13 protein-coding genes are annotated in these 15,161 nt (G+C 53.4%); 7 read left to right on the top strand and 6 right to left on the bottom strand.

Features of this window, described 5'->3' with window-relative positions; translation table 11 throughout:
* Positions 1–7 precede the first annotated feature (7 nt).
* Complete coding sequence (locus tag DS739_RS12270) at positions 8–1,495, top strand: sugar porter family MFS transporter (protein ID WP_006115100.1); 1,488 nt, start codon at positions 8–10, stop codon at positions 1,493–1,495.
* Between the two features lie 91 nt (positions 1,496–1,586).
* On the opposite strand, the gene accC is transcribed toward DS739_RS12270, so the two are convergent.
* The 3 genes from accC to aroQ are packed head-to-tail and all read right to left on the bottom strand — an operon-like array spanning position 1,587 to position 3,855.
* Complete coding sequence (gene accC, locus DS739_RS12265) at positions 1,587–2,930, bottom strand: acetyl-CoA carboxylase biotin carboxylase subunit (RefSeq protein ID WP_006115099.1); 1,344 nt, start codon at positions 2,928–2,930, stop codon at positions 1,587–1,589.
* Entirely contained in the window at positions 2,930–3,403 is a 474-nt protein-coding gene (accB, locus tag DS739_RS12260; protein WP_006115098.1) for an acetyl-CoA carboxylase biotin carboxyl carrier protein, read from the bottom strand. Before accB ends, accC begins: the two co-directional genes overlap by 1 nt.
* Complete coding sequence (gene aroQ, locus DS739_RS12255; RefSeq protein ID WP_035352282.1) at positions 3,403–3,855, bottom strand: type II 3-dehydroquinate dehydratase; 453 nt, start codon at positions 3,853–3,855, stop codon at positions 3,403–3,405. Before aroQ ends, accB begins: the two co-directional genes overlap by 1 nt.
* A 260-nt stretch (positions 3,856–4,115) precedes the next feature.
* On the opposite strand from aroQ, the gene DS739_RS12250 reads away from it, so the two are divergent.
* Positions 4,116–4,709: a septal ring lytic transglycosylase RlpA family protein gene (locus tag DS739_RS12250; RefSeq protein WP_006115096.1), complete on the top strand. Its 594-nt coding sequence runs from the start codon at positions 4,116–4,118 to the stop codon at positions 4,707–4,709.
* 99 nt (positions 4,710–4,808) lie between these two features.
* Here the strand turns inward: DS739_RS12250 and DS739_RS12245 are convergent, their stop codons facing one another.
* Complete coding sequence (locus DS739_RS12245; protein ID WP_006115095.1) at positions 4,809–5,879, bottom strand: YihY/virulence factor BrkB family protein; 1,071 nt, start codon at positions 5,877–5,879, stop codon at positions 4,809–4,811.
* A gap of 184 nt (positions 5,880–6,063) precedes the next feature.
* Between DS739_RS12245 and DS739_RS12240 the strand changes: the two genes are divergently transcribed.
* Positions 6,064–7,377, top strand: coding sequence for a type III PLP-dependent enzyme (locus tag DS739_RS12240; protein WP_006115094.1), 1,314 nt, complete (start codon positions 6,064–6,066; stop codon positions 7,375–7,377).
* 47 nt (positions 7,378–7,424) lie between these two features.
* Positions 7,425–8,213 carry a YfdX family protein gene (locus DS739_RS12235; RefSeq protein ID WP_170315271.1) on the top strand — a complete coding sequence of 263 codons (789 nt, stop codon included), beginning with the start codon at positions 7,425–7,427 and terminating at the stop codon, positions 8,211–8,213.
* Positions 8,214–8,271: 58 nt separating this feature from the next.
* Here the strand turns inward: DS739_RS12235 and ccmB are convergent, their stop codons facing one another.
* Positions 8,272–8,940: a heme exporter protein CcmB gene (gene ccmB, locus DS739_RS12230; RefSeq protein WP_006115092.1), complete on the bottom strand. Its 669-nt coding sequence runs from the start codon at positions 8,938–8,940 to the stop codon at positions 8,272–8,274.
* Positions 8,937–9,683 (bottom strand): heme ABC exporter ATP-binding protein CcmA, encoded by a 747-nt coding sequence (gene ccmA, locus DS739_RS12225; protein ID WP_006115091.1) that lies wholly within the window; start codon positions 9,681–9,683, stop codon positions 8,937–8,939. The genes ccmB and ccmA overlap by 4 nt, the downstream gene beginning before the upstream one ends.
* A gap of 191 nt (positions 9,684–9,874) precedes the next feature.
* Here ccmA and acnA point away from each other — a divergent pair, with 191 nt between their 5' ends.
* The 3 genes from acnA to DS739_RS12210 all read left to right on the top strand — a co-directional run bounded on the left by acnA (position 9,875) and on the right by DS739_RS12210 (position 14,950).
* On the top strand, positions 9,875–12,568 hold the full coding sequence (gene acnA / locus DS739_RS12220; protein ID WP_035352276.1) for an aconitate hydratase AcnA: 2,694 nt from the start codon (positions 9,875–9,877) through the stop codon (positions 12,566–12,568).
* Positions 12,569–12,632: 64 nt separating this feature from the next.
* Complete coding sequence (locus DS739_RS12215) at positions 12,633–13,394, top strand: amino acid ABC transporter ATP-binding protein (RefSeq protein ID WP_003624594.1); 762 nt, start codon at positions 12,633–12,635, stop codon at positions 13,392–13,394.
* Positions 13,391–14,950 (top strand): ABC transporter substrate-binding protein/permease, encoded by a 1,560-nt coding sequence (locus DS739_RS12210; RefSeq protein ID WP_006115089.1) that lies wholly within the window; start codon positions 13,391–13,393, stop codon positions 14,948–14,950. Before DS739_RS12215 ends, DS739_RS12210 begins: the two co-directional genes overlap by 4 nt.
* The last annotated feature ends 211 nt before the right edge of the window (positions 14,951–15,161 follow it).

Genomic DNA, 15,161 nt, shown 5'->3' with positions numbered 1-15,161 from the left:
TCACAGCATGAAATCTGAAAAGAAACGAGCTCAAGAAGCTATACAAAATCTCGATATTTCTCCGTATGCCAAGCACGTGTTGTGGATTGCAGCATTTGTTTCTGCCATCTGTGGTGGTCTTTACGGCTACGATACCGGTATTATTTCTGGTGCCCTTCTTCTTATTACAAAAGATTTTCATCTGACTGCTGGTCAGGAGGAAATTGTTACATCAGCTATTCTGGTAGGCGCTGTTATTGGTGCCATGGGCATTGCCAACTTATCAGAACGCTTTGGCCGCCGGGTTTCGGTTATGGTCGTTACCGCAGTTTTTGTAATTGGTGCATTAGCGTGTTCTTACGCACCCAATCTTACCAGCCTCATTATTGCCCGTGTATTTTTGGGCTGCGCAGTGGGTGGGGCTACGCAGGTGGTGCCAACATATATTTCGGAATTGGCCCCAGCCAGCAAGCGCGGCAATTTGGTAACGCTGTTTAACGTGGCTATTGGAATTGGCATTTTTCTGGCCAACTTGGTTGGTTTTACCATGCGTGAAAAATGGGGTTGGCGGCCCATGATTTCTGTGGCTGCTATCCCGGCTGCTTTTGTTTTTATCAGCATGTTTTTTCTGCCCAAAAGCCCACGTTGGACTGCTGAAAATGAAGGGCTGGAATCTGCGGTAGAGCAGCTTGGGCGTGTGCGTTCTTCCCGCAAGGTCATTCAGCGCGAGATCAATGAGATCCACGCCAATGTTGTAAATCTGGATGAAGATGAGCGTGGCTGGAAGGGCCTGAAGCTACCTTGGGTGCGCCCTGCGGTGATAGCTGCCTTAGGGATTGCCTTCTTTACGCAGGCTGGTGGGCTGGAGATGATGATCTACTATACCCCTACCTTTTTGTCTGACGCAGGGTTTGGGAGTTCATCAGCACTGCTGACAAGCTTGGGAATCGCGCTTGTTTATCTCATCATGACCCTGCTTGGGTGCTTGTTTGTAGATAAAATTGGCCGTCGGCGCTTGGTGCTTATTATGGGGCCGGGCTCTGTTGTAAGCCTTATTGGCCTGGGCATTGTTTTTGCCATGCATCCAGCTCAGGGGAGTGTGGGAAGTTGGTTGATTGTGGCCTTCTTGCTGCTGTTTATGCTGTTTAATTCTGGCGGTATTCAGGTTGTGGGCTGGCTTTTGGGTGCGGAGTTGTTTCCGCTGCCTATGCGTGCTGCGGCAACCAGTATACATGCGGCCATGCTGTGGGGGGCTGATCTGCTGGTAACATCCACGGCTCTTACATTGGTGCAGACAGTTTCTTTGGGCGGCACCATGTGGATTTATGCTGGTGTTAACCTTGCGTCTGTCTTGTTTGTTTTCTTCTGTGTGCCGGAAACAGCTGGGGCAACGTTGGAAGATATTGAAACAGCTTTGCGCCGTGGTGAATTCCGCCCGCGTGTGGGACAAGATCCGCGCATTCGCTCCTATGATGAAGAAGAAGAGGAAGCTGTTGGGGTGACGCCTAGTGCCTAATTGCTGATCTTAAGATCCAAATACAAAAAACCCGGCGGCATCCTAAAAGATGCGCCGGGTTTTTTGTGGTCGAAAACAGTCAAACCGCAGTTTAGTGTGGTTTGGCTGTAAATTGCTCCAACCAATGGATGGTGTACTCACCCTTCTGGAATTCTGGATCTTCCAGAATACGGCGGTGCAGCGGAATAACAGTTTTAATACCTTCCACCACAAATTCATCCAACGCACGCTGCATGCGGGCAATAGCCTGCTCACGCGTAGGGGCGTGTACGATCAGCTTGGCAATCATGCTGTCGTAAAAAGGTGGTACGCGGTAACCGGTGTAAAGGGCGCTATCTACACGTACACCCAAACCGCCGGGTGGATGGTAAACAGCAACCGTGCCAGGGCAGGGGGTAAAGTTGTCTGGATCTTCCGCATTGATACGGCATTCAATGGCATGGCCAGAAAATGAAATATCCTTCTGCGTGTAGCCAAGCTGCTCACCAGCGGCCAAGCGGATCTGCTCACGCACCAAATCCACATCACACACCATTTCGGTTACTGGATGTTCGACCTGAAGGCGGGTGTTCATTTCAATGAAGCAGAACTGTCCATCCTGATACAGGAATTCCAGCGTGCCCGCGTTGCGGTAGCCCATTTTGGAAAGGGCCTGCGTGGCTGTCTGGCCAATGGCATCACGCTGTTCTGCCGTAAGGGCAGGAGAACCTGCTTCTTCCAGAAGTTTTTGGTGGCGGCGCTGGAGAGAGCAGTCGCGTTCCCCAAAATGCACCACGTTGCCGTAATTGTCCCCCAGAATCTGGAGTTCAATATGGCGTGGCCGATCCATGTATTTTTCCAGATAAACAGCATCGTTACCAAAAGCAGCACGTGCTTCGGCGCGGGCCATTTTCCAGGCATCTTCCAGATCGTCAGCCGTTTGGGCCACCTTCATGCCACGGCCACCACCGCCAGCCGCAGCCTTGATCAGCACTGGGTAGCCCACTTTATCAGCAACTTCGCGGGCTTCTTCTAGGCTTGTCAGTTCACCATCAGAACCGGGCACCAAGGGCACGCCCAGCATCTGCATGGTGGTTTTGGCGGTAATCTTATCCCCCATCATGCGGATATGCTCCGCCGTAGGGCCAATAAAGGTTAGGCCATGTGCTTCCACCGTTTCGGCAAAATCAGCATTTTCTGAAAGAAAACCATAACCGGGGTGAATAGCTTCCGCCCCGGTAATGGTGGCTGCAGAAAGAATTGCAGCTACGTTCAGATAAGAATCGCGCGAGGCTGGCGGTCCGATGCAAACAGCTTCATCTGCCAGCCGAACATGCATGGCGTCTTCATCCGCAGTGGAATGTACCGCTACGGTCTTGATCCCTAGCTCCCGGCAGGCGCGCAGGATACGAAGGGCAATTTCGCCTCGGTTGGCGATAAGGATCTTAGAAAACATTACTCAATAATAGCAAGCGGCTGGCCGTATTCTACCGGATCGCCCGAAGCCACCAGCAGGGCTTTAAGCGTGCCACCTTTAGGAGCCTTGATCTGGTTGAAGGTTTTCATGGCTTCAATCAGCATCAGGGTCTGGCCGGCAGTTACAATCTGGCCTTCGCTGGCAAAAGGAGGGGAGGACGGATCTGGGGTCAGGTAAGCTACACCCACCATTGGGCTGTTTACAGCGCCCGGATGGCGAGAAAGGTCTGCCGGGGCGGCAGGCACTGCGGCTTCCGCCGGGGCTGCGGCGGGTGCCGGTGCCGGAGCTGCAACGGCCTGAGGCGCGGCGGCCACAGCTTGCACGGGGGCAGGCATGCGGGCAACGCGAATGCGGCTGTCCTTTTCCGATACTTCAATTTCAGTCAGGCCGGTTTCGGCCAGAATTTCAGCCAGAGCCCGAATGGCCTCCGCATCCACGAGCAATCCGCTCATCAGTCATCCTCATTCAGAATAAGATCGGTCATTGCCTGCAATGCCAGAGAATACCCCGCCACGCCTAGCCCACAGATAACGCCTGTAGCGGCGCGAGAGACATAGGAATGATGGCGGAATGGCTCGCGGCGGTGAATGTTGGAGATATGAACCTCTATCACAGGCAAGTCTGTTGTCAGCAGGGCATCCAGCAGGGCGATAGACGTATGTGTATAGCCAGCCGGGTTGATGATAATGCCCCGCGCACGCTTGCGGCAGTCCTGCACCCAGGAGATTAGTTCACCTTCAATGTTGGTCTGGCGGAAATCTATGGCCAAGCCCAGCTTTTCAGCTGTTTGCAGGCAAAGTTGTTCCACGTCGTCCAGCGTTGCCCGCCCGTATATTTCGGGTTGGCGCTGGCCAAGCATATTCAGGTTGGGGCCGTTGAGTACAGCAATAAGAGGTCTTTCCATAACAGGAAGGGGCCGTAGCACGATGCTGCCCCGTATCCAAGAGAAGAGGCATGCTGGTGGACAGGAAAATGTAGTCTAGCAAAAATACGTGCAGCGGAGTTGCGCGCTTTAAGGCCATATTTTTGTCACGATAAGCGTGTTGAACATAAGTGACTATAAATCTGTATTTGCATTCTGAAAGTTGAAAAAGATTGCTTTTACAGTGTGAACACGGTCTTCTGGCGAACAGAACGATGTCAGAAAATGGAGTAAACAGGCGGATGTCAGCCCTGCGCCGGGCACTTCTTGGAAGTGTGTTTGTTATGTCTTCTCTTTTGTCGGCTTCCGCTGTTCAGGCAGCAGAGGCCGGGCAAGGTGGTACGGCGTGGGCAGATTCTGTCCGCCGTGCATTGGCTGGGCGTAGCGCACAGACAGTCGCCACTGCGGATTCTGATACAAATAAGGCGCAGCGCATTTTTCAAAAAGGTGTGGCCAGTTGGTATGGGGGGCGCTTCCATAATCGACGCACATCTTCGGGGGAGCGGTTTGACAAGGGCAGCTTAACAGCCGCGCATCCTACGGCACCGTTGGGCAGTAAACTACGGGTTGTTTCAGAAGATACAGGCCGCTCTGTGGTGGTTACAATCAATGATCGTGGGCCTTACAGCCGTGGCCGTATTATTGATGTCTCCAAAGCCGCAGCCGCGGAATTGGGGATGTTGAACAGTGGTATTGCCCATGTGCGGGTAGAGCCCGCTCCGGTTGAAGTGGCATCTGCGCCAGATGAAGGTGGTTTGGCGAATAGCAGCCTTTCCTTGCAGGATACTGTGTCGCATACAGCGCGCCCTCTTCATAGGGCACGTCACCGCCGTTAAGACGAATACGGTAGGTTTTTACAAAAAGCATTGTAGAGAATTAAAAAAGGGTATCCCGATCGGGATACCTTTTTTTGGTAAGTGCTGGATTCTGGTTGATCAAACTTCCAGAGGCTGCCGTGTAATACCACGGGCGTAACTTTCCATCTCAGCATTCAGTTCAGCCCCCATAAGTACCACCCATGCGGTTACAAAAAACCACATCATAATGGCGATAAAGGCCCCTAGTGGCCCATAAGTGGCGCTGTAACTGGCAATATGTGCCACGTAGTAGGAAAAGCCGAGTGATGCCGCAATCCACGTTAACGTGGAGCAGACGGCTCCGGGCAGAACCCAGCGCCATTGGGTGGAAATGTGCCGGTTGGGGCCAAATCTGTACAGTGCGGAAAGAGCCAGAGTTTCAAATGTAAACATCACCACCGGGCCGCTCCACCGGGCCATAAATTCAATGGAACCGGGAGGAGTGGGAATGTGTAGCAATGCCGGAAGGTTAAGCAGCAGAGGCATGGCTACCATAAGGGCCAAAGTAAGCACTGCGCCCAGAATGCCGCAAAGAGTAAGGGCAAAGGCAGTAATCTGAAATATAAAGAAATTACGATTTTCACGTGTATTATACGCGATATTCAAGGCAGAAATAATAGACCGCGTTGCCGCAGAGGCAGACCACAAAGCCACGCTGACTGAAATAATCAGGTTGAATGTGAGGGATGAGGGCGGCTCAGCTACCAGCGTTTGCACACGATCATAAAGCAAAGTGAAGGCATTGGGTGGCAGCAGGTTGCGCAAGACTTCCATCTGTGGCGCCACGGTCTGCACATCAAAAGCCAACCCATAAATGGAGATCAGGGAGCTGATGGCCGGAAATAGGGAGAGCGTGGTATAAAATGCGCAACCAGCGGCCACCAATGTAGTGGGGCCTGAAATAAGGCTTTTAACTGTGCGCTGTAAAATAATCTTCCAATCTTTCCGCCCCAGTTCAGAAGGGCGAGAAAAATTGGGTTGCACGTTTTCATGAATCGTGTGGGAGTGAGAATCCGGGTGCACAGATGGGCGCGTATCGGGCTGACAGATAACCTGCATCGGGATTGGAGCGTCCTTCGTTAAGGTAAGAGGCACCTTCTGCGGCACCAGCGATAAACTTGTAGCAGCACACCAAAACAATAACGGCATGGTGTGCGGTAAAGAGGCATGCTTTCTTGCAGGAACAAAAAGTTAACTCTGCATGCTTTTGCCAAAAACGAGCATAAATGCCGTGTATAAAGCTTGCCTTGTCTTATCGGGCATGATGGCCAAGTGCCATGTTTTTTTGTTTTTTGAATGTTTTTGACTTGCACTTGTTGCGCTTTGGCCTCATATGCACGCCCCTACGCAGCAACGCACGTGCCACTGGCCCTCTGAGGTTACGCAACGACGTCAAGCGTTCTGGCAATCGGGATGTTTCGTGCATCTGCCTTTGGTCGCTGGTCCGTTAGACCGTTTCGCAACGTCCTTCTCCGCGCTGTTCAGGCGGAGGAGCCTGATCTGGGGGAGTGGGGATATGAATCCCAAAATCACCCGTTTTCTTGCCGAGCAAAAGCCGGCAACGCCTTGTCTTGTTCTCGATGTGGATGCCGTAGCAGACCGCTATCATGCATTGGGCAAAGCTTTGCCGCAGGCTCGTATTTACTATGCCGTTAAAGCTAATCCAGCACAGCCTATTCTGCGGCGGTTGGTTGAGCTTGGCTCCTGCTTTGATGCCGCTTCGTGGGAAGAGGTTTCCCTATGCCTGCAGGCAGGCGCCAGCCCGGATGCCATTTCCTTTGGGAATACGGTTAAAAAGGTTTCTGCTATCCGTGCTGCTTATGAAGCCGGTGTGCGGATATTTGTTTTTGACTGCCGGGAAGAGCTGGAAAAACTAGCTGTACACGCACCGGGAAGCCGCGTTTATTGCCGCCTTCTGGTGGATAATTACGGGGCAGAATGGCCACTTTCCCGCAAGTTTGGCACTACCGTCGAATCCGCCAAGGAACTGATGCTGGCAGCCAGAGAACTGGGGCTGGACCCGTATGGGCTTTCCTTCCATGTGGGCAGCCAGCAGCTTTCTGCAGAAGCTTATGAGGTTGCCATTGCCCGTGCGGCGGCTCTGTTTACAGATTTAAGTGCTGCCGGGCTGGATTTGCGCATGGTCAATCTGGGGGGCGGTTTTCCCATCCGCTACCGGGATGATGTGCCTGAAATCGATCACTTCACTACGGCCATCTTCCGCGCCATGACAGAGCATTTTGGTAATGCATTGCCAGAAATGTTGGTGGAACCTGGCCGTTTTATTGTGGGTGAAGCCGGTGTGGTGCGCTCGGAAGTTGTGCTTGTCAGTGCGCGTGGGCGTAAGGACGGGCTGCGCTGGGTGTATCTGGATATTGGGCGGTTTGGCGGCTTGGCGGAAACAGAAAACGAATCCATTCGTTACGCGATTCGCACCAGTCGGGATGGTTCTCCCACAGGGCGTGTAGCGTTGGCCGGGCCAACCTGTGATGGTGCGGATATCATGTACGAGAAAACGCATTACGAACTGCCGCTGGACTTAGCTGCGGGGGAACAGGTCGATCTGCTGGGGGCCGGTGCTTATGTCTCCACTTACTGTGCGACGGGGTTTAATGGTTTTGCGCCATTAACCGAGCATTATATCTGATCCGATGTGAGGGCAGGCCAGCCTTGTGTTTGCCTGCCTTTGCTTTCGTGCTTTCTCGCTCAACAATTAGAACGCAAACAAGGCCATTATGGATGGCGTTCAGAAAGGGAGAAATCATGAAGAAAACGGGTATGCTGTTGGGCGCTCTACTGGCAGCAACAACGGCTGTTGCGCCGGCATGGGCACAGCAGCAGGCAGCATCTACGGCCGCTGTGCCTGCAACAAATGCTGCAACATCTGCGGCAACGCAGGATTTCGGCCGCCTTTCAGACGATGGGAACACAGCGTTTGAAGAACTGATGCTGGCACGCCGCGCCATTTTTGATGGTGACCTCAAAGGGGCTAAAACCCTGATTGCAAGCGCACAGCAGGCGCTAGATCGGGCACGGGCCGATAATACTGCTTTCCAGAAAGCAGAAGCTGAACTGATGCCGGTGAAAACTAAGCAGGCTCAGACAGCTAAAAAAGGCACGGGCAGCACTACGCCTGTGGCTTGGTTGCCGATTGATGGCGAACTGGTTCTGGATGAAACAGTTGAACCCACAACAGAAAAAAGTGCAGCTGTTGCCGCGGCAAACCGTCATCTGCGTGCAGGTGACCCGGATCGCGCTTCTGAAGTGCTAAAAGTTTCTGGTGTGGATGCAGATTACGTCATTGCTGCTGTGCCGCTGGAGCAGACACGGCAGGACGTGAACCACGCTGCACAGTTCATCAAGAACGATCCGTACAAGGCAAGTGAAGCCCTGCGTGATGCGGAAAATTCTGTGCGTTATGCCTCTGTTGATATTCAGGCTGTCAGCCATCAGCAGACGACATCTGGCAATACATCTAAGTAATTTTGCCAAATATGCTGCTGTTATGGCCTATTCAAAGGGCCATAACAGCAGATGCGTATTATTCTGCGGCGGCCCTCAGCCCAGCACCGGCTGCCAGCGGGCAGAGTGGGAGAGCCCCCACCACAAAGGCTGCCAAAAGTTCCAAATCTGGTTGCCAAGGTAGGCCGGTTGATGCGGCATCAATAGCCGCAGCTCCAAAAATTAGCGCAGGTGTTGCCAAAGGCAACGTAAGCAGTGGTAGCAGCACACCACCGCGTCGTGCGCCCAGCACAATAGATGCGCCCATCCCCCCAATCAGAGATAACACAACGGATCCAAGGAAAAGCCCGGCCAAAAGCACAGGCAAGGCAGAAGCTGGCAAGCCCAGCATGGTGGCCAATGGTACGGCGGCCAAAAGCAAGGGAATGCCTGTGGTCAACCAGTGTGCAGTTATTTTGGCTAAGGCGACAAGGGAGGCCGGAACGCCCAGAAGTAGGAGCTGATCCAGTGATCCATCTTCAAGCTCCGCACCAAATAGCCGATCTAGTGGCAGAAGAGCGGCCAGCAGGGCGCAAACCCAGATAATGCCGGGCGCCATATGGCGCAGCAATTCTGGGGACGGGCCAAGAGCAAGCGGGAACAGGGTGGCCGTAACAATAAAGAAGAGAATGGCCCCCATTGTGTCTGCCCCATGCCGGAGGGCAAGGCGCAGGTCACGCCCAACAATGGCCCAAAACAGCCCGATCATGCGTCATCCTCCTGCTGGCAAAAGGTGGAAGCAGCCGAATCGCCTGCGCCCGGCAATGTAAGGGGCTGCACGTTTTCTAGCGGTAAGGGCACATGTGTGGTGGCAATCACCAACCCGCCTTGTTGCCTATGTGCTGTAAGGGCTTGTCCTAACAGGGTAATGGCATTGGTATCCAAGCCAAGGCTAGGTTCATCCAGCAACCATAAAGGCGCATTGGCCAGCAAAACACGCGCAAGCGCCGTGCGCCGTTTCTGTCCAGCAGAAAGTAGGCGGGCTGGCAGATTGGCAAGTGGCAGCAGATCCATGGCCTCAAGGGCCTCCTGCATGTCACCTTGGCCTGCACGTGCGAATAATGCGAGGTTTTCGGTTACAGTCAGTCCCGGCTTAAGCGCATCCTGATGTCCCAGATAGGCCACTTGGCTGGCATGGGCCGCGCGATCTGCAAAAACCGATTCGCCATGCCAGAGCAACTGGCCGGAATCGGGTTTGCGTAGGCCCGCCAGAACGCGCAGCAAAGTGGATTTTCCTGCACCATTAGGGCCGGTTAGCAGCATGGCGGCTCCGGCTTCCATCTGAAAGCTGACACCATCCAGTACCAGTCTTTCCCCACGGAAAACACAAAGATCCTCAGCATAAAGTGCCGGAAATGCACCAGTTACAGGCCTGGTTGGGGCAGATTGCCCGGCAGGGAAAGGACTGTCGGCGATAACACTTCTCCTTATTGTTACCGTGCAAGGCCGCAAAAGCCGGGGTGCTCGCGTTCTCGTGGTCGCTCCCCGCCTTGTGCCTTTTCCAACTGCCGGTATGTTCTAGGCCCAACGGGATATCAAGCCGGTTGCCCGGCAGATCAGGCAGGCACTCGGCGCCGAATGGCATGTTTACGGTGTCCTGAACGCATCACCAGCCATCGGCTGTGATCGGGGAGAGAGCGATTATGAAAACGGTTGGGCACGATAAGCTAAAGACAGGCCGCACCCTTGAGGTTGACGGCAAGACCTACCATTATTTTTCCATTCCCGAAGCGGCAAAAACCATTGGCGACGTAAGCCGCCTGCCGGTTTCGCTGAAGGTTCTTCTGGAAAATATTCTGCGGTTTGAAGATGGGCGCTCCTACAATGTAGATGACGCTAAGGCCATTGCAGGTTGGTTGCCAAAAGGCAGCAGCAGCAAGGAAGTGCCTTTCAAGCCTTCACGCATTCTGATGCAGGACTTCACCGGCGTGCCGGGTGTGGTGGATCTTGCAGCCATGCGCGATGGGATTGTGAGCCTGAAGGGGGACCCGCAGAAGGTAAACCCAATGGTTCCGGTCAACCTTGTGATCGATCATTCCGTGATGGTGGACTATGCAGGCACAAAAGAAGCGCTGCAGGAAAACATCACTCTGGAATTTGAACGCAACGCAGAACGTTATGCCTTTCTGCGCTGGGGCCAGGAAGCTTTCGAAAACTTCTCTGTTGTGCCGCCAGATACGGGTATCTGCCATCAGGTGAACCTGGAATACATTGCCCAGGTGGCATGGACTGCCAATGTTGGTGGTAAGGAATACGTTTACCCGGATTCCCTTTACGGCACAGACAGCCACACCACCATGATCAACGGCCTGGGTGTGTTGGGCTGGGGTGTGGGTGGTATTGAGGCTGAAGCCGCAATGCTGGGCCAGCCCATTGCCATGCTGATCCCGGATGTGATCGGCTTTAAACTGACAGGCAAGCTGCCAGAAGGCGCAACAGCTACCGATCTGGTGCTGACAGTTACCCAGATGCTGCGTAAAAAAGGCGTGGTTGGTAAGTTTGTTGAGTTCTTTGGCCCGGCACTGGATCATCTGCCGGTTGCTGACCGTTCAACCATTGCCAACATGGCTCCGGAATATGGTGCAACTTGCGGGTTCTTCCCGGTTGATGCGCTTACGCTGGACTTCCTGCGTCAGACTGGCCGCGATGAACATCGCATTAAGCTGGTTGAAGAATACCTGCGTGCACAGGGTATGTTCCGCACGCACGAAACACCGGAACCCGTCTTTACGGATGTTCTGGAGCTGGATCTCAGCACGGTTGTGCCGTCTCTGGCGGGCCCCAAGCGTCCGCAGGACCGCGTGGAGCTGAAAAGCGCCAAAACTGCGTTTGAAAAAGAACTGACCAGCTCTTTGGGTGTAGCCGCCAACGATGCCAATAAAAAGGTGCCGGTTGCCGGAACAAACTATGATCTGGGGCAGGGCGATATTGTTATTGCCGCCATTACCTCGTGCACCAACACATCCAATCCGGCTGTGCTGATTGCGGCTGGTCTGGTTGCCCGTAAAGCACGCGCTCTGGGCCTGAAGCCTAAGCCTTGGGTAAAAACCTCTCTGGCTCCGGGGTCTCAGGTTGTTACGGATTACCTGAACCGTTCTGGTCTCACGACAGACTTGGATGCCATGGGCTTCAATACCGTTGGGTATGGTTGCACCACCTGTATCGGTAACTCCGGCCCGCTGCCTTCCCATATTGTGGATGCGATTGAAAACAACGATCTGGTTGCTGTTTCTGTCCTGTCTGGCAATCGTAACTTTGAAGGCCGTATTTCCCCCAACGTTCGGGCCAACTATCTGGCAAGCCCGCCGCTGGTGGTTGCATATTCCCTTTTGGGTACCATGCGGCAAGATATTACAACGGAACAGCTGGGCACATCCAAGGATGGCAAGCCAGTTTACCTGAAGGATATCTGGCCCACCAATAAGGAAATTGCAGACCTTATTGCTTCTGCCATCAGCCGTGACGAGTTTATCAACCGTTACAAGAACGTGTCCAAGGGCACAAAAGAATGGCAGGGCCTGAAGGTTGCTACGGGTTCTGAAACCTATAAGTGGGATCCAAAATCTACCTACGTGCAGGATCCGCCGTACTTCAAGCATATGGACGTTGAGCCTAAAGCTCCCGGCAATATCGAAGGTGCGCGTATTCTGGCCCTGCTGGGTGATAACATCACAACCGACCATATCTCTCCGGCTGGTTCCATTAAAAAGGATTCACCGGCTGGTCGTTACCTGATGGAACACGGGGTTGAACCGAAAGACTTCAATTCTTACGGCTCCCGTCGTGGGAATGACCGTGTGATGGTGCGTGGTACTTTTGCCAACATCCGTATCAAAAATGAAATGTTGCCGGGTACGGAAGGTGGATATTCCAAGCACTTCCCAGATGGGAAGGAAGGCGCCATTTACGATGTGGCCATGGAGTATAAAAAGGAACATACTCCGCTGGTGGTCATCGGTGGCAAGGAATACGGCATGGGTTCTTCCCGTGACTGGGCCGCAAAAGGCACCCTGCTGCTGGGCGTAAAGGCCGTTATTGCTGAAAGCTTTGAGCGTATCCACCGTTCCAACCTTGTGGGCATGGGCGTTCTGCCGCTGGTGTTCAAGGATGGCACAACCCGTAAGACCCTTGGTCTGAAGGGTGACGAGGTGATCAGCATCAAGGGTGTTGATAAACTTTCGCCGCGCATGGATGTAATTATGACAATTACAAGAAATGACGGCTCCACGCAGGAAGTACCACTGCTTTGCCGTGTCGATACTCTAGACGAAGTCGAGTATTATAGGCATGGTGGCATCCTTCAGTACGTCTTGCGAGGGATGACGAAAGCTGCCTGAGAACCATTTCGTTCAAGGTGAACGTCGAGATGCCGACCCGGTACGCACCGGGTCGGCGTTTTCTGTGGAAGACCCAGTCGTTTTGAGTGCGGAACATCTGCACAAAAATTTCGGCGAAGGGGATGTCCTGTGTGGTGTATCCATGCAGGTGCGAAAGGGTGAGCTGGTTTCTATTATTGGCCCATCCGGTTGCGGAAAATCCACTTTTCTACGGTGTTTGAATTTTCTGGAAATTCCCGATAGCGGTAAGATAACCGCCATGGGGGTGACCATAGAGCGCAAAGATGCCGTCTGGCGTCGCGCAGATGAGCATATGGCACACCGCTTGCGCACCCACGTGGGCATGGTGTTCCAGAGCTTTAACCTGTTTCCCCATCTTACAGTTCTGGACAATGTTCTACTGGCCCCCCGCGTGGTTAAGGGTGAGGGCGGAGAAGTTGAACGTGCCGAGGCTATGGCTCTGCTGGAAAAAGTAGGGTTGGCGCGCGTGGCGCAACGCTACCCAGTTTCGCTTTCTGGCGGCCAGCAGCAACGCGCCGCCATTGCACGCGCTTTGGCCATGCGGCCAGAAATTATGCTGTATGATGAACCCACATCAGCGCTGGACCCGATTGTTGCGGAAGAAGTGCTGGGGGTAATGCGCACCCTTGATGATGAAGGGATGACGCAGATTATCGTCACCCACGATATGCGTTTTGCCCAAGTGGCATCGGATACCATTGTCTATATGGATGGTGGCCATATTGTTGAATCCGGCCCGCCGGAGGTTCTGTGTGTGAACCCGGCCCATGAACAGACACGCCGCTTTTTGAGGACACTTCTGTGAAACAGAACGCACAGCATTGCCCGCCACGCCTTTGGGGTTTGTTTTTGCGCTGTGTTTGTTTGCTGCTGGCCGCAAGTTGGCTGGGTGCTGGCGCGCATGTGGCATACGCACAGGAAGAAAAGCCGATCCGCTGGGCTGCGGATGCTTCATCAGACGTACCCTATACCTTCCATGATCTGAAAGATCAGGACAAGCTGACCGGGTTTGAATACGACCTGATGCAGGAGCTGGGCAAGCACATGGGTGCGCCGCTTCAGTTCGTGCAGAATGATTGGGATGGTCTTATTCCCGGCTTGCAGCGTGGCCTGTATGAAATGGTCATCTGTGGCATTGAAATGACAGATGAGCATGCCGAAGGTATTGATTTTTCAAATCCATATTACATCACATCCGAACGGATTGTGGTGCGGCGTAATGGCCCGCAACTTAAAAATCTCGCGGATCTGAATGGTCATACCATTGGCACAATCAAGGATACGCAAGCTGAGCGGATACTGACGGAAAACGCCAAGGTTCAGCTTCGGACGTATGATGAAGAAACCGATGCATTCATGGATCTGGCGAATGGTCGCACGGATGCCATTCTGATTGATGGCCCCATTGCCAAATATTACGGTGATACCAACCCAGCCTTGCAGGTGGTGGGTGAACCTATTGGCCGTGTAGAATATGGCATAGCTTTTGCCAAAGGGCAGAATGTAGCCCTGCGGGCAAAGGTGAATGCCGCCCTGGCAACCATGCAGCATGATGGTACGCTCCATCGCGTATTGCTGCGATGGGATTTGTGGACGCCAGAAATGGCGCAGTTCACCAATGATCACACCACGCTTAACGTTACGCCTGCGGCGTGGAACGCATATGTGGCGGAGCTGGAAGGTAAAGGCGGCTGGCGCATTAAGCTGGATCGCTATGTTGGGTTTCTGCCGCAGTTGGCAAAAGCCGCATGGCTGACTCTGCTGGTTTCTTTGTGTGCGATGGTGCTGGCGGTTGGAGCGGGTTTGGCGTTGGCGCTTTTGCGCCTGTACGGCCCTACACCGCTCCGCTGGTTGGCGACCACATATGTGGAAGTGGTGCGCGGCACCCCATTGCTGATTCAGGTTCTGTTCATTTTCTACGGCTTGCCTGAATTTGGCATCAGCCTTACCCCCTTTCTGGCTGGCGTTGTCAGCTTGGGTATGAATTATGCGGCGTATGAGGCCGAAAACTATCGCGCAGGCCTGCAATCTGTGGCGCATGGGCAGATGGAAGCTGCTTTGGCTCTAAATATGACGCACGCTCAGGCATTGCGTTACGTGGTTGTGCCGCAGGCTTTCCGTCTGGTTATGCCTGTTATGACCAACGACTTTATTTCGTTATTGAAAGATTCATCACTGGTCAGTGTGATCACGCTGACAGAATTGACCCAGACTTACATCCGTCTATCTTCTTCCTATTTCGACTATTTCGGAACAGGGCTGATGGTAGGCGCAGCCTATCTGTTGCTGGGGCTGCCTTTTGTGCGTCTGGCACGTATGGCAGAAAAAAAGCTGGCACAACCGCATATGCGCCGCCGGTAAAACTTGTTTGGGATATCTGTTCCGTCATGCAAGACAAATGCAAGTGCATCTGTCACATGGCGGAATAGAGCCTGACGGATGTTGTGCGACCTGCCAGCTTGTTCCAAAATTGCCGATAAATCAGGAATACGCGCAACATTAGATACACTTCTTGCTGGTAAGAAGTTGTAATGTAATGTCCGCGTGTTCACAGGAACAGTGCTGGACTTCA

The sequence above is a fragment of the Acetobacter sp. JWB genome, from assembly GCF_003323795.1.
GTDB classification, from domain to species: domain Bacteria; phylum Pseudomonadota; class Alphaproteobacteria; order Acetobacterales; family Acetobacteraceae; genus Acetobacter; species Acetobacter oryzifermentans.
The sequence above is the reverse complement of the archived record's forward strand: the minus strand, read 5'-3'. Positions and strand labels throughout refer to the sequence as shown.

Coding starts and splice junctions, on each gene's coding strand:
- DS739_RS12270 (WP_006115100.1), top strand. CDS start 8: ATGAAATCTGAAAAGAAACGAGCTCAAGAAGCTATACAAAATCTCGAT.
- accC (WP_006115099.1), bottom strand. CDS start 2,930: ATGTTTTCTAAGATCCTTATCGCCAACCGAGGCGAAATTGCCCTTCGT.
- accB (WP_006115098.1), bottom strand. CDS start 3,403: ATGAGCGGATTGCTCGTGGATGCGGAGGCCATTCGGGCTCTGGCTGAA.
- aroQ (WP_035352282.1), bottom strand. CDS start 3,855: ATGGAAAGACCTCTTATTGCTGTACTCAACGGCCCCAACCTGAATATG.
- DS739_RS12250 (WP_006115096.1), top strand. CDS start 4,116: ATGTCAGCCCTGCGCCGGGCACTTCTTGGAAGTGTGTTTGTTATGTCT.
- DS739_RS12245 (WP_006115095.1), bottom strand. CDS start 5,879: ATGCCGTTATTGTTTTGGTGTGCTGCTACAAGTTTATCGCTGGTGCCG.
- DS739_RS12240 (WP_006115094.1), top strand. CDS start 6,064: ATGCACGCCCCTACGCAGCAACGCACGTGCCACTGGCCCTCTGAGGTT.
- ccmB (WP_006115092.1), bottom strand. CDS start 8,940: ATGATCGGGCTGTTTTGGGCCATTGTTGGGCGTGACCTGCGCCTTGCC.
- acnA (WP_035352276.1), top strand. CDS start 9,875: ATGAAAACGGTTGGGCACGATAAGCTAAAGACAGGCCGCACCCTTGAG.